The following is an 18,922-nucleotide window of genomic DNA, read 5'->3' on the forward strand; positions in this document are numbered from 1 at the left end:
TCAGCGCAGCGGCACACCCGGCGCGCTGTCCGAACGGGTGCCCGGCAAGGGATGGATATGCTCGGGATGATACGTGTGGACCAGCGACATCTTGACGCTGCCGGTGGCGTTCTGCTGCGCCGCGTGCAGCGTGCGGCAATGAAAGAACACCACGTCGCCCGGCGCCAGCTCGGGGCAGACCGCGCGCGCGATCCACTCCTGGTTGGCAGGCAGATCGGCGCGGAAGAACTTGTGTTCGTCGAAGCACTCGGGGCCGAACGCCGCGCGATGCGAACCCGGGATGAAGTACAGCGCGCCGTTGTCGGCGAACTCGCGGCCCAGCGCCAGCCAACAGGACACGAGATCGGTGTCGGAAAACGACCAGTAGCGGATGTCCTGGTGCCAGCCGGTCAGGCTGCCGAAGGCGGGGTGCTTGGTCATCACGCAGTTGTGATGCACCGTCGAGAGCACCGGCGTGTCGCCTTCGTAGTAGTTGCGCAGCAAGGCCGCGATGCGGGGATCCGTGGCCCAGGCCTGGAACATCGGGCCGCGGCCGTAGGCGTTGAGCAGCCGGCGTACCGTGAGGCCGCCTTCGGATTCGCGCGAGGTCGGCGCGCCCGGGTATTGCAGGTCGGCTTCGTATTCGATGGGGGCCACCGCGTGTTCGAGGTCGTGCTGCGCGGCGGCGAGCAGATCGAGGCGTTGCGGGGGAGACGCAAAGTTGCGCACGATCACGAAACCCTGCTCACGCAAGGTGGCGACCAGCTCGGCAACCGAAGGCGCAGACATCTTATTCCTCTCTACGGGCAAAGGTGGCGGCGCGCAACGCCGCGCGGCCACGGCGTCATCGGCCGGCGGATCGCAGTGCGGTACCCCCGGCGCGAGGACGCACTAGCATACTCCTTTGACGGGAAGATGCGCCGCGCTCAGCGGTGCGTGTCGGCCTCGGCGGCAGCGAGCTCGCGCGTGCGTTCGTCGGGCAGACGATCGTGGTCGCGCTGGGTCTCGACGTTATGTACCCACTCGCGCCAGATCGCCACCAGCAGCGCCATCAGCACCGGACCCACGAAGAGCCCCACGATGCCCATGGTCTTGACGCCGCCGACCAGGCCGAAGAAGGTCGGCAGGAACGGCAGCTTGACCGGCCCGCCCACCAGGCGCGGACGCAGGGTCTTGTCGACGATGAAGAGTTCGATCGTGCCCCACAGAAACAGGCCGATGCCCTCGACCACCTGATTGGAGCCCACGAGATACAGCGACACCAGCGTGAACGAGAGCGGCGCGCCGCCCGGGATCAGCGCCATGAAGCCGGTGATCGCGCCCAGCAGCACCGGCGACGGCACGCCCACCACCCAATAGGCCAGACCCAGCACGACGCCTTCGCCCAACGCGATCAGGGTCATGCCCGTCACGGTGGAGCTGACCGTGGCCGGCACCACGCGCGAGAAACGCTGCCAGCGCGCGGGCAGGATGCGTTCGCCCAGGATGTCGAGCTGGCCCACCATGCGGTTGCCGTCTTTGTAGACGAAGAACAGCGTGATCAGCATGAAGAGCACGGTCAGCAGGAGCTGGAACACATTGCCCGTGGCCGACAGCACCATGCGGTAGATGTTGCCCAGATGCTGGCCGGAGACCATCTCGACCAGGGCGCCCAGCGCGTGGGGCTCGCCCAGATATGTCTGCCAATAGATGGAGAGGCGCTCGCCCACCACGGGCAGCGAGCTGATCCAGAGCGGTACCGCTACGCCATGCTTGTTGGCGGCCAGCGCCCAGCCGACGAAATTGCTCGCTTCCTGGATGGCGTACGACAGCGCGAACGACAGCGGCACGATCAGCACGAGGATCACCGCCAGCAGCGCCAGCGTGGCCGCCATGATGTTGCGGCCGCCACAGAAATTCAGGAGTCGCCGATAGAGCGGCCAGGTGGCCAGCCCGATGATGAGCGCCGCGAGCGCCGGCACCAGAAAGCCCGACAGGAAATAAATACCTGCCAACAGCACCAGGAGCAACAGCCAGCGGGCAATCAGGAATGCGGGTAGTACAGGCTGCATGGGCGGGGCGGCTCACTCGAAAGTCGGTGGGAACTCCCGCAATATACCCACTTTTGCAGACAGGTTTTCCGCCCCTCGCCTGAATGGGGCGGCGTGGCGCCGCCCCTTGCCGCTTACATCACGAACTCGGGTGCTTCCAGGGGCACCCGGTGACGCGTGGCCTGGGCCGCCTCGGGCGAGAGCTCGGGCTGCTGCACGGCCATGCCGCAGGCGCCGTAATCGGCGTCGTTTTCGTCGCGGCCGCTCAAGAGCGGGCAGCGCGCGAACAGCTCGGCCACCCAGTCGGAAAACACGCGCACCTTGGGCGACAGCTGGCGGCTCTGCAGATACAGCAGCGAAATCGGCACCGGCGAGGGCTTCCATTGCGGCAGCACCTCGACCAGCTCGCCTGATTGCAGATGCGGCAGCGCGATGTAGCGCGCGGTCTGGATCAGGCCGAAGCCCTGCACGCCGCACGCGACGTGCGCGCTCAGGTCGTTGACCGACACGATGCCCGGCACGTCGACCGTCTGCTCCTTGCCGTCGACCACGAAGTCCCAGCTGCAGTTGCGGCCGCCCGTCCCGAAGTAATGCACGGCGTAATGGCGCTCGAGGTCGGCCAGCGTGTGCGGCACGCCTTCACGCTCGAGATAGGAAGGCGCGGCGCAGGTCAGGGTCTGGAAGGTGCCGATGCGGCGCGCGACCAGGCTGGAATCCTCCAGCGGCCCCGAACGGATCACGCAGTCGACCGCCTCCTGCACCAGATCGACGCGGCGTTCGCCCATGCCGATCACCAGCTCCACGTCGGGGTAGCGCTGGTGGAACTCGCAGAGCGCGGGAATCAGCACCAGGCGCCCGATACAAGCCGGCACGTCGATGCGCAGACGCCCCTGCGGGCGCAACGCGGCGTCCTGGAAGCAGGCTTCGGTCTCCTCGACCTCGGCCAGGATGCGGGTGGAATGTTTGTAGTAGGCCGCGCCATCGGGCGTGAGGCTGATACGGCGGGTGGTGCGGTTGAGCAGACGCACGCCCAGGTGCCGTTCCAGGTTCTGGATGATGGTGGTCACCGTGGTGCGCGGCAGCGCCAGGATGTCGGCGGCCCGGGTGAAGCTATTGGCTTCGACCACCCGCACAAACACCTGCATGGCTTGAAATCGGTCCATGGTCCTGTGTCCTGAATGACAGACGTGTGCGCAGCATAACCCGGAATCGGTCCGAATTGTACGGCTGGAACGAACAGTATTGCCGAAATAGGATTGTTTATTCTAACCGTCAAAAGGCACAGAATTCGGCCATCTGTATCGGCCAGACCGGATTTTCACCCCCCGCCTTGCGCACCCTCCCCGCGCAGACAGCCGGCCTCTCCCCGATCCCCCCTATCTGCATCCAAGGAAGAACCATGACGGTTTCGCGCCATCGTATCGCCGTATTGTCGCTCGCCGCCGCCCTCGTCGCCGGCGCCGGCTTTTATCTGTGGAACCCGGGCCCGCACGGCGGCGCCACCGCCCAGGCCCAGGGCGCGCCCAGCGCGCCGCCGGTCGACGTGGCCCCCGCCTTCACGCGCTCCATCGTCGACTGGCAGCGCTATTCCGGCCGCCTCGAGGCGATCGACCGGGTCGATATCCGCCCTCTCGTGTCCGGCACGCTCACGCAGGTCCATTTCAAGGACGGCCAGCTGGTCAAAAAGGGTGACGTATTGTTCACGATCGACCCGCGTCCGTACGCCGCCGAGGTCGACCGCGCCCAGGCCGCGCTGGCCGCCGCCCGCGCCCGCGTCTCGTACACCGCCTCCGACCTGGCCCGCGGTCAGCGTCTGATCACCGAAAACGCCATCGCCAAGCGCGACCTCGAAGAAAAACAGAATGCCGCGCGCGAAGCCGCCGCCAATCTGCAGGGCGCGCAGGCCGCGCTCGAGTCGGCCAAGCTCAATCTGGGCTACACGCGCATCGAGGCACCGGTCGACGGCCGCGTCTCGCGCGCCGAGGTCACGGTGGGCAACGTGGTCAACGCGGGCGCCCAGTCGGTGGCGCTGACCACCCTGGTGTCGGTGGCCGAGATGTACGCATCGTTCGACGTGGACGAACAAACCTTCCTCAAGTACGTGAACCCGGCTCGCGCCGCGGGCACCGACGTGCCGGTGCAACTCGGCCTGGCCAACGAAGACGCGTACTCCCGTGAGGGCCGCGTGCAATCGATCGACAACCGCCTGGATACCACCTCGGGCACGATCCGCGTGCGTGCGGTGTTCGCCAACACCGATGGCAGCCTGCTGCCCGGCCTCTATGCCCGCGTGCGGCTGGGCGGGGGTGCACCGCGCGACGCCGTCCTGGTCGACGAGCGTGCGGTCGGCACGGACCAGAACAAGCGTTACGTGCTGGTCGTGGACGACAAGAACCAGGCGGCCTACCGCGAAGTGACGCTGGGCGCGAATGTCGGCCCGCTGCGCGTCGTCGAAAAGGGCCTCGAGGCGGGCGAACGCATCGTGGTCAATGGTCTGCAGCGCGTGCGCCCTGGCGAGCAGGTCTCGCCCAACCTGGTGTCGATGGATACCGCGCCCGCGGCCGTCAAGACCGCGCAGGCCACGCTGCAATAAGAAAAAGCGGACGTACTTCCGTACGGAACAACAATGAACATCTCCAAATTCTTCATCGACCGCCCCATTTTCGCGGGCGTGTTATCGGTGCTGGTCTTGCTGGGCGGGCTCCTGGCCATGTTCCAGCTTCCCATCTCCGAATACCCCGAGGTGGTGCCGCCATCGGTGGTGGTGCGGGCTCAGTATCCCGGCGCCAACCCCAAGGTGATCGCCGAAACCGTGGCCTCGCCGCTCGAAGAGGCGATCAACGGCGTCGAGGACATGCTGTACATGCAGTCGCAGGCCAATAGCGACGGCAACCTCACGCTCACGATCAACTTCAAGCTCGGCATCGACCCCGACAAGGCGCAGCAGCTGGTGCAGAACCGCGTGTCGCAGGCGTTACCGCGCCTGCCGCCCGACGTGCAGCGCCTGGGCGTGACGACCGCCAAGAGCTCGCCCACGCTGACCCTCGTGGTGCATCTGATCTCGCCCAACGATCGCTACGACATCACCTATCTGCGCAACTATTCCATCATCAACGTGAAGGATCGCCTCGCACGCATCAACGGCGTGGGCGAGGTCACGGTGTGGGGCGCCGGTAACTACTCGATGCGCGTATGGCTCGATCCGCAGAAGATCGCGCAGCGCGGCATGACCGCGACCGAAGTGGTCAATGCGATCCGCGAACAGAACGTGCAGGTCGCGGCCGGCGTGATCGGCGCTTCGCCCACGGTGGGCGACGTGCCGCTGCAGCTCAACGTGAATGCGCGCGGCCGCCTGCAGACCGAAGAAGAGTTTCGCGACATCATCCTGAAGACCTCGCCCGACGGCGGCGTGACGCATCTGTCGGACGTGGCCCGCGTGGAGCTCGACGCCCAGGAGTACGGGCTGCGCTCGCTGCTCGACAACAAGCCGGCGGTGGGCATGGGCATCATGCAGTCGCCCGGCTCGAACGCGCTCGACGTGGCGACGCAGGTGCGCGCCGCGATGCAGGAGCTGTCGCAGGACTTCCCGCCCGGCGTGGAATACCGCATCGAATACGACCCGACCCAGTTCGTGAAGTCCAGTATCGAGGCCGTGGTGCACACGCTGCTGGAAGCCATCGCGCTCGTCGTGCTGGTCGTGATTCTGTTCCTGCAGACCTGGCGCGCGTCGATCATTCCGCTGCTCGCGGTGCCGGTGTCCATCATCGGGACCTTCGCGTTCCTGCTGATGTTCGGCTATTCCATCAACGCGCTGTCGCTGTTCGGCATGGTGCTGGCCATCGGCATCGTGGTGGACGATGCGATCGTGGTGGTGGAAAACGTCGAACGCAATATCGCGGCCGGCCTCAGTCCCCGCGACGCCACCTATCGCGCCATGCGCGAGGTGAGCGGCCCCATCATCGCGATTGCGCTCACGCTGTGCGCGGTGTTCGTGCCGCTGGCCTTCATGACCGGCCTGTCGGGCCAGTTCTACAAGCAGTTCGCCATGACCATCGCCATTTCGACGGTGATCTCGGCCTTCAACTCGCTCACGCTCTCGCCCGCGCTGTCGGCGCTGCTGCTCAAGGGCCACGGCGAGAAGCCCGACTGGCTGACGCGTGGCATGAACAAAGTGTTCGGCCGCTTCTTTGCCTGGTTCAACCGGATGTTTTCGCGCGGTTCCGACCGCTACGCCACCGGCGTGACGGGCGTGATCCGCCGCAAGAGCTCGGCCATGCTGGTCTACGCCGTGCTGCTGGGCGCGACCGTGGGCATCTCGTATCTGGTGCCCGGCGGCTTCGTGCCCGCGCAGGACAAGCAATACCTGATCGGCTTTGCGCAACTGCCCAACGGCGCCTCGCTCGACCGTACCGAGTCGGTGATCCGCCGCATGTCGGAAATCGCGCTGAACGAGCCCGGCGTGCAGAGCGCCATCGCCTTCCCCGGCCTGTCGATCAACGGCTTCACCAATAGCTCGAGCGCCGGCATCGTGTTCGTCACGCTCAAGCCCTTCGGCGAACGCAAGGATGCGGCCCTGTCGGGCGACGCCATCGCGGCGAGCCTGAATCAGAAGTTCGGCAGCATCAAGGACTCGTTCGTGGCCGTGTTCCCGCCCCCGCCGGTGCTGGGGCTGGGCACGCTCGGCGGCTTCAAGCTGCAGATCGAGGATCGGGCCGCGCTCGGTTACGAAGCGCTGGACCAGGCCACCCAGGCCTTCCTCGCCAAGGCCGCGCAGACGCCCGAACTCGGCCCGGGGTTCTCGAACTTCCAGATCAACGTGCCGCAGCTCGACGTGGATCTCGACCGCGTCAAGGCCAAGCAGCTCGGCGTGCCGGTGACCGAAGTCTTCGACACCATGCAGATTTATCTGGGCTCGATGTATGTGAACGACTTCAATCGCTTCGGCCGCGTGTTCCAGGTGCGTGCCCAGGCCGATGCGCAGTTCCGTTCGCATCCCGAAGACATCCTGCAACTCAAGACGCGCAACGCAGCCGGCGAGATGGTGCCGCTGTCGTCGCTGGTCAAGGTCAACCAGACCTTCGGGCCCGAGCAGGTGGTGCGCTACAACGGCTATACGGCCGCCGACATCAACGGCGGACCCGCGCCCGGCTATTCCACCAACCAGGCTCAGGCAGCCGCCGAACGCGTGGCCGCCGAAACGCTGCCGCGTGGCATGAAGTTCGAGTGGACCGACCTGACCTACCAGCAGATCCTGGCCGGTAACGCCGGCGTGTGGGTGTTCCCGATCAGCGTGCTGCTCGTGTTCCTGGTGCTGGCCGCGCTGTACGAAAGCCTGACGCTGCCGCTGGCCGTGATCCTGATCGTGCCCATGAGCGTGCTCGCCGCGCTGGCCGGGGTGTACCTGACCGGCAACGACAACAACATCTTCACGCAGATCGGCCTGATGGTGCTGGTGGGGCTATCCGCGAAGAACGCGATCCTGATCGTGGAGTTCGCCCGCGAGCTCGAAATGCAGGGCGCCACGCCGCGCGAGGCCGCCATCGAGGCCAGCCGCCTGCGCCTGCGCCCCATCCTGATGACGTCCATCGCGTTCATCATGGGTGTGGTGCCGCTGGTGCTCGCCACCGGCGCCGGCGCCGAGATGCGCTACGCCATGGGTGTGGCCGTGTTCTTCGGCATGCTGGGCGTGACGCTGTTCGGCCTGTTCCTGACGCCGGTGTTCTACGTGGTGCTGCGCAACCTAAGCAAGCGCAAGCTGCATTCGGCCTCGCAACACGAGGGTCCGCTGCACGTGTCCCACGAACCCGGCCACAGCCATTGATTCCCGGAGTCTGACCATGAAACAACGCTATGTGCGTGGCTCCGCCCTCTTGTTCTCCCTGCTGGTTCTGGCGGGGTGCGCGGTAGGACCGGACTACGAAAAACCCGCGGTGGCCACGCCCGCCGCGTACAAAGAAGCGGGCGTCACCACGCCCGCCAACCTGCCCGCCCACGAAGCCGGCACCTGGAAGGCGGCCACGCCGTCCGAGGATGCGCTGCGCGGCGAATGGTGGAAGATCTTCGGCGACCCCGCGCTCGATGCGCTGGAAGCCGAGGCGCTGCAGGCCAACCAGAATCTGCAGGCCGCCGTCGCGCGTCTGCAGCAGGCTCGCGCGCTGCAACGCGATGCGCGATCCGACTATTTCCCGCGCGTGGATGCGGGCTTCGGCCCCACTCGCCAACGGCCCTCCCCGGCCTCGCAGGGCCTGGCCGATGACGCGCCGTCGTCGGCCAACACCCTCTGGCGCGGACAGGCCTCGGTGGCCTACGAGGCGGATCTGTTCGGGCGCGTGTCGCGCAATGTCGAGGCCGCTAGCGCCGACGCCCAGGCGAGCGAAGCGCTGTATCGCTCGGTGCTGCTCGCGCTGCAGGCAGACGTGGCCCAGGCCTACTTTCAGGTGCGCGAGTTCGACGCGGAATCCCGGCTGTTCCGCCAGACCGTGAGCCTTCGTGAAGAGAGCCTGCAACTGATTCAGCGCCGCTACGACGCGGGCGACATCAGCGAGCTCGACCTGGCGCGCGCCAAGTCCGAGCTCGCGTCCGCGCAATCGCAGTCGCTGGGCGTGGATCGCCAGCGCGCGGTGGCCGAGCACGCGCTGGCCGTACTGCTGGGCAAGACGCCCGCCGAGTTCACGATGCCGGCGCTGCCGCTCGCCCCGGTGCTGGTGCAGATCCCCGCGGGCCTGCCGTCCACCCTGCTCGAGCGCCGTCCCGACATCGCCGCGGCAGAACGCGCCATGGCCGCCGCCAACGCCCGCATCGGCGTGGCCAAGTCGGCGTTCTTCCCGCGGCTGGATATCACCGGCGCGTTTGGCTACGAGTCGTCGTCGCTGGGCAATCTGTTCGAGTGGTCGTCGCGCACCTTCCTGCTGGGCCCGCTGGTGGGCGCGGCGCTGTCGGTGCCGATCTTCGATGGCGGCCGACGTCAGGCCGGCGTAGACCGCGCCCGCGCGGTCTACGAGGAAGATGTGGCGCAGTATCGCCAGACCGTGCTCAACGCCTTCCGCGAAGTCGAAGACAACCTCGCCAACCTGCGCATCCTCGCGGACCAGACGCGTGTGCAGGACAGCGCGGTGGATTCGGCCGCGCGCGCCGCACGCATCTCGCGCACGCAATATCGCGAGGGCTCGATCAGCTATCTCGACGTGATCGAGGCCGACCGCACGGTGCTCACGCAGCAACGCGTGTCGGTGCAGTTGAGCGGCGAACGCGCCCGTTCCGCGGTGGCGCTGGTACGCGCCCTGGGTGGCGGCTGGGACACGCCGCTGCCCGGCGCCGCGCCGCAGGCCCGCACCGGCGACACGCCGGCCGACACGCCGGCCGAGACCCCGGCCGCCCGGCAACCACAGGCGCAAGTCGCCGGCGACACCCGCCTCGCGCGACGCTGAACGGGCCGGCGAGGTGCGGCTGGCTAGGCGCGGCCGGCTAGGCGGGGCCGCCGAGGCGCGGCCGGCGAGGCGCGGCTGGCTAGGCGGGGCCGCCGAGGTGGGCAGGTTCATAATGCTTGCATGAACCCGCCCGCCGCCCGTCTCTTCTTTGCCCTGTGGCCCGCCCCCGAGGTGGCGCAGGCGCTGGATACCGGCTGGACCGCAGCGGCCCACGCCCACTGCGGCGGGCGCCGGATGCGGCCCGACACCCTGCATCTCACCCTTGCCTTCCTGGGCGCCGTCGAGCCGGCGCGCATCGCGCCGCTGGCTGCCCTCACCGGCGCCTTGCACGTGCCGCCGGGAGAGATTCAGCTGAGTCAGTACGGCCGCTTCGAACGCGCCTCCGTGGTGTGGGCCGGCCCCGACGCCGCCGATGGCGCGCTCAACAGCCTGCACGACAAGCTCTGGCAGGCGCTCGGCGACCTGGGCTGGCCGGTGCCGGCTCAGCCGTTTCGTCCGCACGTCACGCTGTTGCGAGACACGCGCGTGGCGCCCCCTTCGCCGCCCGCCCCGCTCGTGTGGCGCTACGACCGCTGTGTGCTCGTGCGTTCCGAGCCGGGGGGTGGCGCGCGGTATCACGTGATCGCCCAGAGCGGGTCTGGCATCCCGGACTGAACCGCCGGCCGCGCGCCGCGCCCCGTGGCACAATCCTGGCACCTCCTCTTTCGCAGCGGCCGCCATGCTGATTCTGCTCGATCAAGACGGCGTCCTCGCCGACTTCGAACACGCGTTCATCGCCGCCTGGCGTGAACGCCACCCCGACATCCCGCCGATCGCGTTCGAAGACCGCAAGTCGTTCCATATCCTCGAAGACTACCCGCCCGAGCTGCGCGCCAAGGCCGAGGCGATCTACACCGCGCCCGGCTTCATCCGCAACCTGCCGCCCGTGCCCGGCGCCATCGAGGCCTGGCGCGATCTGAATGCGCTCGGGCTGCAGGTGGGCATCTGCTCGTCGCCGCTGCGCCAGTTCGAAAACTGCGTGGCCGAAAAGTATCTCTGGATCGAACGCCACCTGGGCCGCGCCGCCACCGAGCGGCTCATCCTCACGCGCGACAAGACGCTCGTGAACGCCGACCTGCTGATCGACGACCGGCCCGCCATCTCGGGGCTGGTGCGCCCCGCCTGGCGCCATATTCTGTACGACGCACCCTACAACCGCCACGTGACCGACCGCCCGCGCCTGAACTGGCAGAACTGGCGCAACGTGCTGGCGGGCGAACTCTACCGGGCCGACGCCTGACCCCTCTGCCGGCGGTCATGATTTAGGGCTATCCTGAACGACACGGCGGCGCCTCACGCGCCCGCCAGATGGCCAGGAGCTTTTCATGAATCTGCATCGCCTGCTCAAGCAACGCGAGGCCGACGGCAAACCCTTGCGGGTGGCGCTGATCGGCACCGGCAAGTTCGCTTCCATGTTTCTGTCCCAGGCGCAGCGCACGGCGGGCCTGCGGCTGGTGGCGGTGGTCGACGACGATCCCGTCCATGCCCGCGGCGCGCTCACCCGGGCGGGCTGGCCGGCGCAGGCGCTCAGCGCCGACAGCATCCACCAGGCCTACAAGAGCGGCAAAGTCTATTGCTGCGACGACGCTGCCGCCACCATCGCCGACCCCGACGTCGAGATCGTGATCGACGCCAGCGCCGGTGCCGCCGCCGGCATCGCCCACGCACAGGCCTGCGTCGAGCACGGCAAGCACATCATCATGGCCAATATGTCGGCCGACGCGCTCGTCGGGCCGTTGATGGCGCGACGCGCGCGCGAGGCCGGCCTGGTGTACTCCCTCGCCTACGGCGACCAGCCCGCGCTGATCTGCGAGATGGTCGACTGGGCCCGCGCCAGCGGCTTCGAGGTGATCGCGGCAGGCAAGGGCACCAAGTACCTGCCCGAATTCCATACCTCCACGCCCGATACGGTCTGGCCGTACTACGGCTTCACCGACGAGATGGTCGCGGCGGGCGACTTCGACGCCCAGATGTTCAACAGCTTTCTCGACGGCACCAAGAGCGCGTTCGAGATGGCGAGCACCTGCAACGCCACCGGCCTCACGCCCTCGCCCTCGGGCCTGCACTTTCCCGCCTGCGGCACCGACGATCTCGCCCGCGTGCTGCGGCCGCGCGAAGACGGCGGCATGCTGCATCATCGCGGGCAGGTCGAAGTCGTGAGCTCGCTCGAGCGCGACGGCCGGCCGGTGTTTCGCGACCTGCGCTGGGGTGTGTATGTCACCGTGGCAGCCGACAGCGATTTCGTGCGCCGCTGCTTCAAGGAGTACGGCATGGTGACCGACCCGAGCGGCAATTACGCCGCCATGTACAAGCCTTATCACCTGATCGGCCTGGAGCTGGGCATGAGCGTGGCGAGCGTGGGGCTGCGCCGCGAGCCGACCGGCTCGCCCACGGCCTGGCATGCCGACGTGATCGCCACTGCCAAGCGCGACATGGAGGCCGGCCAGGAAATCGACGGCGAAGGCGGCTATACCGTTTATGGCAAGCTCATGCCGGCACGCCAGTCCGTGGCCGACGCCTACCTGCCGCTCGGCCTCGCGCAAGGTGTCACGCTCAAGCGCGCGGTGCGCCAGTCGCAGCCGATCCGCTGGAGCGACGTGGCCAGCGACGAAGAAAGCCGCGCGGCGCGCTATCGGCGCGAGATGGAGCAGATCTTCGGCTGACACCCGGGCAGCAACAACGACGGGACCCGCGGGTCCCGTTGTTGTTTGCTGCCCCGCCCGTCCGATCGGGCGGCAAGCCGGATTCAGCGCGACTGAGCCAGCTTCGCGAACGCGTCGTCCAGCCGCTTCTGCGCCGCGTCCAGGCGCGCACGGGCGTCTTTGCTCCACTGGCGATCCGAGGCCAGGCGCTCCTCGGCGGCCTTCTGCATGCGCACCACTTCCGCCGGCTGCGGGCCACCCAGGCCCAGGCTAGCGTTCACCATGTTGCGGGCCGACAGCGACTCGCGGAACTGCGCTTCGGTGAGCGGCAGCTTCGCGTTGTCGATGCCGAATGACTTCGCGGATTCCGTGTAGATGCGCTGCACCTGATCCATCGGCAGATCGGCCGGCTTGAGATCATTCGCGCGGCCATAGCTCACCAGCTCCGACGCGAAGTGATGCCCCACGCGGAACGGCACGTCGGCCTTGCGCTGCAGCTCATCGGCGAGCTCGGTGGTCGTGGAGTATTCGGCGTTGACCTCGGCCAGCGCGCGCTCGGGGTTGAGCACCAGGCCATCGAGCATCGCCGACAGCTTGCGGTACATGTCGGTGGCGCCGATCACGGCATCCTGTGCCTGTTCGCGCTTGTAGTCCGGCATGCCGGGCGTGACGTTGTGCGCCACCATCACGGCCGTGATGGCCTGGCCCACGGTATCGCTCGCCTGCAGACGCGTGACGTTCAGCGCGTAGGGATTGCGCTTCTGCGGCATGATGCTGCTGGTGCCGGTGAGCTTGCCCTCCTGCAGCATCAGCCAGGGCTTGGTCTGGTGATATTGCGTATGCACGTCCTGCACGAAGGCGCCCACGGTGAGCGCCATCGTGCTCGCCAGCATCGCGGCTTCGGCGCCGATATCGATCTGCGCGAGCTGATTGGCGTCGTAGGAGTTTTCCGCCACCCCGTCGAAGCCGAGCAGATCGGCCAGACGCTTGCGGTCCACCGGGAAGCTCGACGTACCCAGCGCCGCCGAGCCCATGGGGCTGAGGTTCAGGCGGGCATAGGCCTCGCGCACCCGCTCCGCATCGCGCGACAGCACCGCCGAATACCCCAGCAGATAGTGACCATAGGTGGTGGGCTGCGCCTGCACGCCGTTGGTGTAGGCCGGCACGATGACATCCGCATAACGCGCGGCCAGCGTGTTGAAGCGGGCGTTTGTTTCGTTGAGCGCGTCATACAGATCGAGCAGACGGTCACGCAGCATCACGCGCCGCGTGGTGGCGAGGATGTCCTGGCGGCTACGGCCGGAGTGCATGCGCGTGGCGTCGGGACCGGCGATCTTGGTGATCAGCGGCTCGACCTGCAGGTAATCGCCCGGCCGCTTGCCGCCCGGCTGATCGCCATCGGCGATGACCTTGGCCACCGCCTGCGCCGTCTTTACGCCCAGCGCCTGCGGCATGATGCCCTGCTCCACGGTCATCACGGTCGATGCCTTGTTGAATTCGCCGAGCCAATAGAAGTTATCGCGTTTGGGCGCGTCGGCGGCCAGCGTGGGCCCCGCCAGCGCCAGGGTGATGAACGAGCAGGCCAGGGCGCGCGCGAGCCGGTGCGCCGGGAACAGGGGTGCGGACATGAGGTGTCTCCAGGAATACGCGCCAGCGTCTGACGCGATTCGGGCTCGAGGGTGGCCCGATGACGCCGATCTTAGACACGTGCGCCGCAAACGTAAAATATATGCACCCTGCGTTTAACATATCTTTCACATATGGCAACCGACCTGCGGCATCTCCGTTATTTCCTGGCCGTCGCCGACGCCGGCCACATGACCCGCGCCGCCGGCAAGCTCGGGCTTCAGCAACCGCCCCTGTCGATGCAGATTCGCGCGCTCGAAGCCGAGCTGGGTTGCGTGCTGTTCGAACGCCTGCCGCGCGGGGTGGCGCTCACGGCGGCCGGCGAGCGCCTGCTGCCGCTGGCACGCCGGCTCGTGGACGACGCGGCGCAGCTGGTCGACACGATGCGGCGCGTGAGCGCCGGCATGGCGGGCGAGCTGACGCTGGGCTTCACGAGCTCGGCCTCGGCCCATGCGCTCACGCCGCGCTTGCTGCGCGCGCAGCGCCAGGCCTATCCCGACGTGCACACCAGCGTGCGCGAGCACAACGCCGCCGAGATCATGGAACAGGTGCGCACCGGTGCGCTCGACGCCGGCCTGTTGCGCCGTCTCGTCCAGGCGCCCGACGGTCTGCGCTGCGATGTGCTGCTCGAAGAAGACATGCTGCTCGCGCTGCCGCTGGATCATCCCCGGGCGCGCGGCTACGACGCCGACGCGCCGCTGGCGCGCCTGCCCACGCTGGCGCTTGCCCACGTGGCGGATGAGCCCTTCATTCTGGTGCGCCGTCCCGGCGCCCCCGGCATGTATGCGGATCTGCTCGCGCGGCTGGCGGAACTGGGCCTGCAGGTGCGCATCGCCGCCGAGGTCGAGCGCATGATGACGAACCTGAATCTGGTGGCGGCGGGCGCCGGCGTGTCGGTCGTGCCGGCGTCGATGCGCGGCAAAGACAGCGGCGGCGTGGCGTATTTCCGCATGCGGGCGCGCGAGCGCCTCACGGCGCCCATCACCCTCGTGTACCGGCCGCAGCCCGGCCATCCCGCGCTGGACGCGCTGGTGGCGTTGGCGCATCGCCTGGGCGCGCAGACCCAGGCCCGGCGGGCGGCAACCTGAGCGCTGACGCGACCGCCCCCTGCCGCGCGTTCGGCATTCGCTGCGCGCATTCGCCGCGCAAAAAAAACGGTGCGCTCTCGCGCACCGTTTTGCATTGCATGAGGCGTGTCGGGCTCAGCGCTTGAGCTGGCTCAGATCGCGCACCGCACCGCGGTCGGCCGAGGTCGCGAGCGCCGCGTAGGCGCGCAGCGCCAGCGACACCACGCGTTCGCGGTCGATGGGCTGCCAGGCGGCCTCGCCGCGCGCCTGCATGGCGGCACGGCGTTGCGCCAGCGTCTCGTCCGACACCGCCAGATGCATGCGGCGATTGGGGATGTCGATCTCGATGGTGTCGCCTTCTTCGACCAGGCCGATCGCGCCGCCCTCGGCCGCTTCGGGCGAAGCATGGCCGATCACGAGACCCGACGAACCGCCGGAGAAACGGCCATCGGTGAAGAGCGCGCAGGTCTTGCCCAGGCCCTTGGACTTCAGGTACGAGGTCGGGTAGAGCATCTCCTGCATGCCGGGGCCGCCCTTCGGACCTTCGTAGCGGATCACGACCACGTCGCCCGCGACGATCTGGTCGTTCAGGATGCCTTCGACGGCGTCTTCCTGGCTTTCGAAGACGCGGGCACGGCCCGTGAACACCCACTGCGACTCATCGACGCCGGCGGTCTTCACGATGCAGCCCTTCTCGGCGAGGTTGCCGTACAGCACGGCCAGACCGCCATCCTTGGAGTAGGCGTTTTCTTTGCTGCGGATGCAGCCGGTCTTGCGGTCCATGTCGAGCGTCAGGAAGGTCTTGTCCTGGCTGAACGCCACGGTCGTGGGCACGCCGCCCGGCGCCGCGCGGAAGAACTTCTGCGCCGCTTCGCCGGCACCGCCCGCGATGTCCCAGGCGTTGATGGCCGCACCCAGCGTGCCGCTGTGCACGTTGCCGCAGCTCAGGTCGAGCAGGTCCGCACGGCCCAGCTCGCCCAGAATGCCGAGGATGCCGCCCGCGCGGTGCACGTCTTCGATGTGATATTTGTCGGTGGCCGGCGCGGCCTTGCACAGGCACGGCACCTTGCGCGAAATGCGATCGATGTCGGACATGGTGAAGTCCACGCCCGCTTCCTGCGCCGCGGCCAGCAGGTGCAGCACGGTATTGGTGGAGCCGCCCATCGCGACGTCGAGCGTCATGGCGTTTTCGAAGGCGGCCTTGGTAGCAATGCTGCGCGGCAGGACCGACGCGTCTTCTTGCTCGTAGTAGCGCTTGCACAGATCGACGATCAGGCGGCCGGCCTGCTCGAACAGGCCCTTGCGCCAGGCGTGCGTGGCCACGATCGTGCCGTTGCCGGGCAGCGCCAGACCGATGGCTTCGGTCAGGCAGTTCATCGAGTTGGCCGTGAACATACCGGAACAGGAGCCGCACGTCGGGCAAGCACTGCGCTCGACCTGCTCGGCTTCGGCGTCGCTCACGTTGGGATCGGCGGCCTTGATCATGGCGTCGACCAGATCGAGCTTGGCAATCACCTTGCCGTCGGTCGGGGAGATGACCTTGCCGGCTTCCATCGGACCGCCCGACACGAACACGACCGGGATGTTCAGGCGCATCGCGGCCATCAGCATTCCGGGGGTGATCTTGTCGCAGTTCGAGATGCAGACCATGGCGTCGGCGCAGTGCGCATTGACCATGTATTCGACCGAGTCGGCGATCAGCTCGCGCGAGGGCAGCGAATACAGCATGCCGCCGTGGCCCATCGCGATGCCGTCATCGACCGCGATCGTGTTGAATTCTTTGGCGACACCACCGCCCGCTTCGATCTCGCGCGCCACCAGCGCGCCCAGATCGCGCAGGTGCACGTGGCCCGGCACGAACTGCGTGAACGAGTTCACGACCGCAATAATGGGCTTGCCGAAATCGCCGTCTTTCATGCCAGTGGCACGCCAGAGGGCGCGGGCGCCAGCCATGTTGCGGCCGTGGGTCGAGGTGCGGGAGCGGTAGTGCGGCATAGCCTTCTCGAAAAGAAAGGGGTTCGGCAAAGCGGTAAATCATACGCTGGAACGGTTATCGGCGCGCTGGGCCGGCCCACGCCGGGCCTCCTCCGCGTTCCGTCCCTGGGGGAGAATCAGCGTCGCCGGGGGCCCGCCAGCGCGGCGGGCCGGTCGGCCGAGAGCGCCTGCAACATGTCGAGCACCTGGCGCAACGCGCGGCTCACGGGCTTGTCGCGGCGCATCACCACGGCGAGCCGGCGCGCCAGCCGGGGCGTGAGGGTCTGGACGCGCAGCCCCGCCCGGTCCCCGGGCCGCGTGACCGCCAGCCGGGGCACGATGCCGCAGCCCAGCCCCGCACGCACGAACTCCTTGAGCGCCTCGGTGCTGCCCAGCTCGGTGGCCGGACGCACGGCCACGCCGGCATCCTCGAACCAATCGTCCACGATGCGACGCGTGCGCGCCCCCGGCTCGAAGAGCACGAGCGGCTGCGCCGTGAGCGCCGTGGGCGTGACACGCGCCAGCGGCTCCGTCGCCTCCGGGAAGATCGCCACGAACTCGTCGTCCATCAGCGGCACCACCTGGAAATTGCGGCCCGGCGCGGGCAGCGTGACCAGGCCGAGATCGAGCTGGTTGTGCTCCACGTCGCGCAGAATGTCGTCGGTATTGCCCACGCTCGCGACCACCTCGAGCTCGGGGTAGCGCGAACGCAATCCGGCCAGGGCCTGCGGCAGCAGATAGGTACACGCCGTGGCGCCGGTACCGAGCCGCACGCGGCCCGAGACGCCCGTGGCCAGCGATTGCATGGCCTGATCGGCACCGGCCACGGCCGCCTCGATGCGGCGCAGATGCTCGACCAGCTCGGCGCCGGCCGCGGTCGGGCTCACGCGCCGGCCCACCCGCTCGACCAGCCGCAGCCCGTAGCGGCGCTCGAGCGTGCGCACCTGCTGGCTCACGGCCGGCTGGCTCAGGCCGTTGCGTTCGGCGGCGGCCGAAAAACTGCCGAGCTCGATGATGTCGAGCAGTACCCGCAAGTGATCGAGGTTGAGTCCGCGCATGGAGTATCGGGCGCCACGCACCGGGCGCGGGCCGGAAAAACGCCCATCATAAGATGACGGCGTCCTCCACGGGCGTGGCGTCCTGCCCGGCGCGGCTGGCGGGCGGCCCACCCGCCGGGGCGTCGGGCCAACGGAAATAGTCGCGCGGCGATACGCCGAGCGTGCGCCGGAACATGGTCGCGAAAGCGCCGGGGCTGGCGTAACCGAGCTGCTGCGCCACCTCGGCGATCGGCGCGCCGTGCGAGAGCAGCGTGAGGGCTTCCATCAGCAGCACGCGCTGGCGCCACTCGTTGAAACTGGCGCCGGTGTGGGCGCGAAACATGCGCGTGAGACTGCGCCGGCTCAGGCCGCCGTAGGCGGCCCAGGCGTCCAGGCCATCGCGGCTGGCCGGATCGCGCAGCAGCGCCTGGCAGATGCGCCGCAGCCGCGGCTCGGCGGGCAGCGGCACGTGCAGCGAGGCCGGGCAGATATGCCGCATTTCGTCGAGGATCAGCGCGTGGATGTGACCCGCGCGTGCCCCCGACGCGCCCTGGCGCTGCAACGCGATCGCTTCGACGATCAGCACCTGCAGGAGCGGCGACACCTGGATCGCCTGACATGCGCGCGGCAGGCCGTCGAGCATCGGATCGATGAAGAGCGCGCGAATCGCCACGCTGTCCCAGCCCCGCTTCTGGTGCAGCACGCCCGCCGGCAGCCACAGGGCCTGACCGGGAGCCACCACCCAGTTGCCGGTGTCGGTCAACACGGTGACCACGCCGCGCAACGCGCAAAGCAGGAGACCGCGATCGTGCCGCTGCGGCGCGCTGATCACGCCGGCGGGATAGTCGGCGGCCTGCGCCGAAATGGCCGCCAGCGCTTCCGGCGTGTCGGGCAGGAAGGCCTGGGATGAGAAAGAAAAGGAAGGGTTCGCTGGGGCGGCTGAGGGTTTCGCGATCGCGGGCATGGAGCAACGTACTACGTGATGAACGACGTACAACGGCGCAACGGATGAAAACGACAGCGACCCCGGGGTGCGGCAAGTCGGCGGGACGCGGGCCCCGCGCGTCGCGGTGGCCGGTAGTCCGGATCCGGCGCGCGGCG

Annotated in this window: 14 protein-coding genes; 7 read left to right on the forward strand and 7 right to left on the reverse strand. The window is 68.2% G+C overall.

Annotated features, from left to right (window positions below; genetic code table 11):
* The 3 genes from CEK29_RS20840 to CEK29_RS20850 all read right to left on the reverse strand — a co-directional run bounded on the left by CEK29_RS20840 (position 1) and on the right by CEK29_RS20850 (position 3,172).
* Positions 1-768, reverse strand: coding sequence for a phytanoyl-CoA dioxygenase family protein (locus tag CEK29_RS20840; protein WP_094859224.1), 768 nt, complete (start codon positions 766-768; stop codon positions 1-3).
* Between the two features lie 137 nt (positions 769-905).
* Positions 906-2,030: an AI-2E family transporter gene (locus CEK29_RS20845; RefSeq protein ID WP_094859225.1), complete on the reverse strand. Its 1,125-nt coding sequence runs from the start codon at positions 2,028-2,030 to the stop codon at positions 906-908.
* Between the two features lie 113 nt (positions 2,031-2,143).
* Positions 2,144-3,172 carry a LysR family transcriptional regulator gene (locus CEK29_RS20850; RefSeq protein ID WP_094804375.1) on the reverse strand — a complete coding sequence of 343 codons (1,029 nt, stop codon included), beginning with the start codon at positions 3,170-3,172 and terminating at the stop codon, positions 2,144-2,146.
* Positions 3,173-3,408: 236 nt separating this feature from the next.
* Here CEK29_RS20850 and CEK29_RS20855 point away from each other — a divergent pair, with 236 nt between their 5' ends.
* From CEK29_RS20855 to CEK29_RS20880, 6 genes are all read left to right on the forward strand, one after another.
* On the forward strand, positions 3,409-4,602 hold the full coding sequence (locus tag CEK29_RS20855) for an efflux RND transporter periplasmic adaptor subunit (RefSeq protein WP_094804377.1): 1,194 nt from the start codon (positions 3,409-3,411) through the stop codon (positions 4,600-4,602).
* Between the two features lie 33 nt (positions 4,603-4,635).
* Positions 4,636-7,830, forward strand: a complete 3,195-nt coding sequence (locus CEK29_RS20860; protein ID WP_094804379.1) for an efflux RND transporter permease subunit — start codon at positions 4,636-4,638, stop codon at positions 7,828-7,830.
* A 16-nt stretch (positions 7,831-7,846) separates the two neighbouring features.
* Positions 7,847-9,436: an efflux transporter outer membrane subunit gene (locus CEK29_RS20865; protein WP_094859226.1), complete on the forward strand. Its 1,590-nt coding sequence runs from the start codon at positions 7,847-7,849 to the stop codon at positions 9,434-9,436.
* Positions 9,437-9,556: 120 nt separating this feature from the next.
* Positions 9,557-10,090 carry an RNA 2',3'-cyclic phosphodiesterase gene (thpR, locus tag CEK29_RS20870; RefSeq protein WP_094859227.1) on the forward strand — a complete coding sequence of 178 codons (534 nt, stop codon included), beginning with the start codon at positions 9,557-9,559 and terminating at the stop codon, positions 10,088-10,090.
* Between the two features lie 64 nt (positions 10,091-10,154).
* Positions 10,155-10,715 (forward strand): 5'-3'-deoxyribonucleotidase, encoded by a 561-nt coding sequence (locus tag CEK29_RS20875; RefSeq protein WP_094804385.1) that lies wholly within the window; start codon positions 10,155-10,157, stop codon positions 10,713-10,715.
* A gap of 85 nt (positions 10,716-10,800) precedes the next feature.
* The gene (locus tag CEK29_RS20880; RefSeq protein WP_094804387.1) at positions 10,801-12,138 is read left to right on the forward strand and encodes an NAD(P)H-dependent oxidoreductase; all 1,338 of its coding nucleotides are present in this window, start codon (positions 10,801-10,803) and stop codon (positions 12,136-12,138) included.
* An 83-nt stretch (positions 12,139-12,221) separates the two neighbouring features.
* Here the strand turns inward: CEK29_RS20880 and CEK29_RS20885 are convergent, their stop codons facing one another.
* Positions 12,222-13,745 (reverse strand): argininosuccinate lyase, encoded by a 1,524-nt coding sequence (locus CEK29_RS20885; RefSeq protein WP_094859228.1) that lies wholly within the window; start codon positions 13,743-13,745, stop codon positions 12,222-12,224.
* A gap of 132 nt (positions 13,746-13,877) precedes the next feature.
* Here CEK29_RS20885 and CEK29_RS20890 point away from each other — a divergent pair, with 132 nt between their 5' ends.
* On the forward strand, positions 13,878-14,831 hold the full coding sequence (locus tag CEK29_RS20890) for a LysR family transcriptional regulator (RefSeq protein ID WP_094804391.1): 954 nt from the start codon (positions 13,878-13,880) through the stop codon (positions 14,829-14,831).
* A gap of 114 nt (positions 14,832-14,945) precedes the next feature.
* On the opposite strand, the gene ilvD is transcribed toward CEK29_RS20890, so the two are convergent.
* The 3 genes from ilvD to CEK29_RS20905 all read right to left on the reverse strand — a co-directional run bounded on the left by ilvD (position 14,946) and on the right by CEK29_RS20905 (position 18,785).
* A complete protein-coding gene (ilvD, locus tag CEK29_RS20895; RefSeq protein ID WP_094804393.1) occupies positions 14,946-16,805 on the reverse strand; it encodes a dihydroxy-acid dehydratase in 1,860 nt (619 codons plus the stop codon).
* A gap of 116 nt (positions 16,806-16,921) precedes the next feature.
* Positions 16,922-17,842 carry a LysR family transcriptional regulator gene (locus CEK29_RS20900; RefSeq protein ID WP_094859229.1) on the reverse strand — a complete coding sequence of 307 codons (921 nt, stop codon included), beginning with the start codon at positions 17,840-17,842 and terminating at the stop codon, positions 16,922-16,924.
* Between the two features lie 46 nt (positions 17,843-17,888).
* Positions 17,889-18,785: an AraC family transcriptional regulator gene (locus CEK29_RS20905; protein WP_094859230.1), complete on the reverse strand. Its 897-nt coding sequence runs from the start codon at positions 18,783-18,785 to the stop codon at positions 17,889-17,891.
* Positions 18,786-18,922: the final 137 nt, after the last annotated feature.

Source organism: Bordetella genomosp. 5 (assembly GCF_002261475.1).
Classification (GTDB): domain Bacteria; phylum Pseudomonadota; class Gammaproteobacteria; order Burkholderiales; family Burkholderiaceae_B; genus Bordetella.

Excerpts from the sequence above, each read along its gene's own strand:
- CEK29_RS20865 (WP_094859226.1), top strand. The coding sequence starts at position 7,847 with ATGAAACAACGCTATGTGCGTGGCTCCGCCCTCTTGTTCTCCCTGCTG.
- CEK29_RS20845 (WP_094859225.1), bottom strand. The coding sequence starts at position 2,030 with ATGCAGCCTGTACTACCCGCATTCCTGATTGCCCGCTGGCTGTTGCTC.
- CEK29_RS20855 (WP_094804377.1), top strand. The coding sequence starts at position 3,409 with ATGACGGTTTCGCGCCATCGTATCGCCGTATTGTCGCTCGCCGCCGCC.
- CEK29_RS20860 (WP_094804379.1), top strand. The coding sequence starts at position 4,636 with ATGAACATCTCCAAATTCTTCATCGACCGCCCCATTTTCGCGGGCGTG.
- CEK29_RS20905 (WP_094859230.1), bottom strand. The coding sequence starts at position 18,785 with ATGCCCGCGATCGCGAAACCCTCAGCCGCCCCAGCGAACCCTTCCTTT.
- CEK29_RS20850 (WP_094804375.1), bottom strand. The coding sequence starts at position 3,172 with ATGGACCGATTTCAAGCCATGCAGGTGTTTGTGCGGGTGGTCGAAGCC.
- CEK29_RS20890 (WP_094804391.1), top strand. The coding sequence starts at position 13,878 with ATGGCAACCGACCTGCGGCATCTCCGTTATTTCCTGGCCGTCGCCGAC.
- CEK29_RS20885 (WP_094859228.1), bottom strand. The coding sequence starts at position 13,745 with ATGTCCGCACCCCTGTTCCCGGCGCACCGGCTCGCGCGCGCCCTGGCC.
- CEK29_RS20880 (WP_094804387.1), top strand. The coding sequence starts at position 10,801 with ATGAATCTGCATCGCCTGCTCAAGCAACGCGAGGCCGACGGCAAACCC.
- CEK29_RS20840 (WP_094859224.1), bottom strand. The coding sequence starts at position 768 with ATGTCTGCGCCTTCGGTTGCCGAGCTGGTCGCCACCTTGCGTGAGCAG.
- CEK29_RS20875 (WP_094804385.1), top strand. The coding sequence starts at position 10,155 with ATGCTGATTCTGCTCGATCAAGACGGCGTCCTCGCCGACTTCGAACAC.
- CEK29_RS20900 (WP_094859229.1), bottom strand. The coding sequence starts at position 17,842 with ATGCGCGGACTCAACCTCGATCACTTGCGGGTACTGCTCGACATCATC.
- ilvD (WP_094804393.1), bottom strand. The coding sequence starts at position 16,805 with ATGCCGCACTACCGCTCCCGCACCTCGACCCACGGCCGCAACATGGCT.
- thpR (WP_094859227.1), top strand. The coding sequence starts at position 9,557 with ATGAACCCGCCCGCCGCCCGTCTCTTCTTTGCCCTGTGGCCCGCCCCC.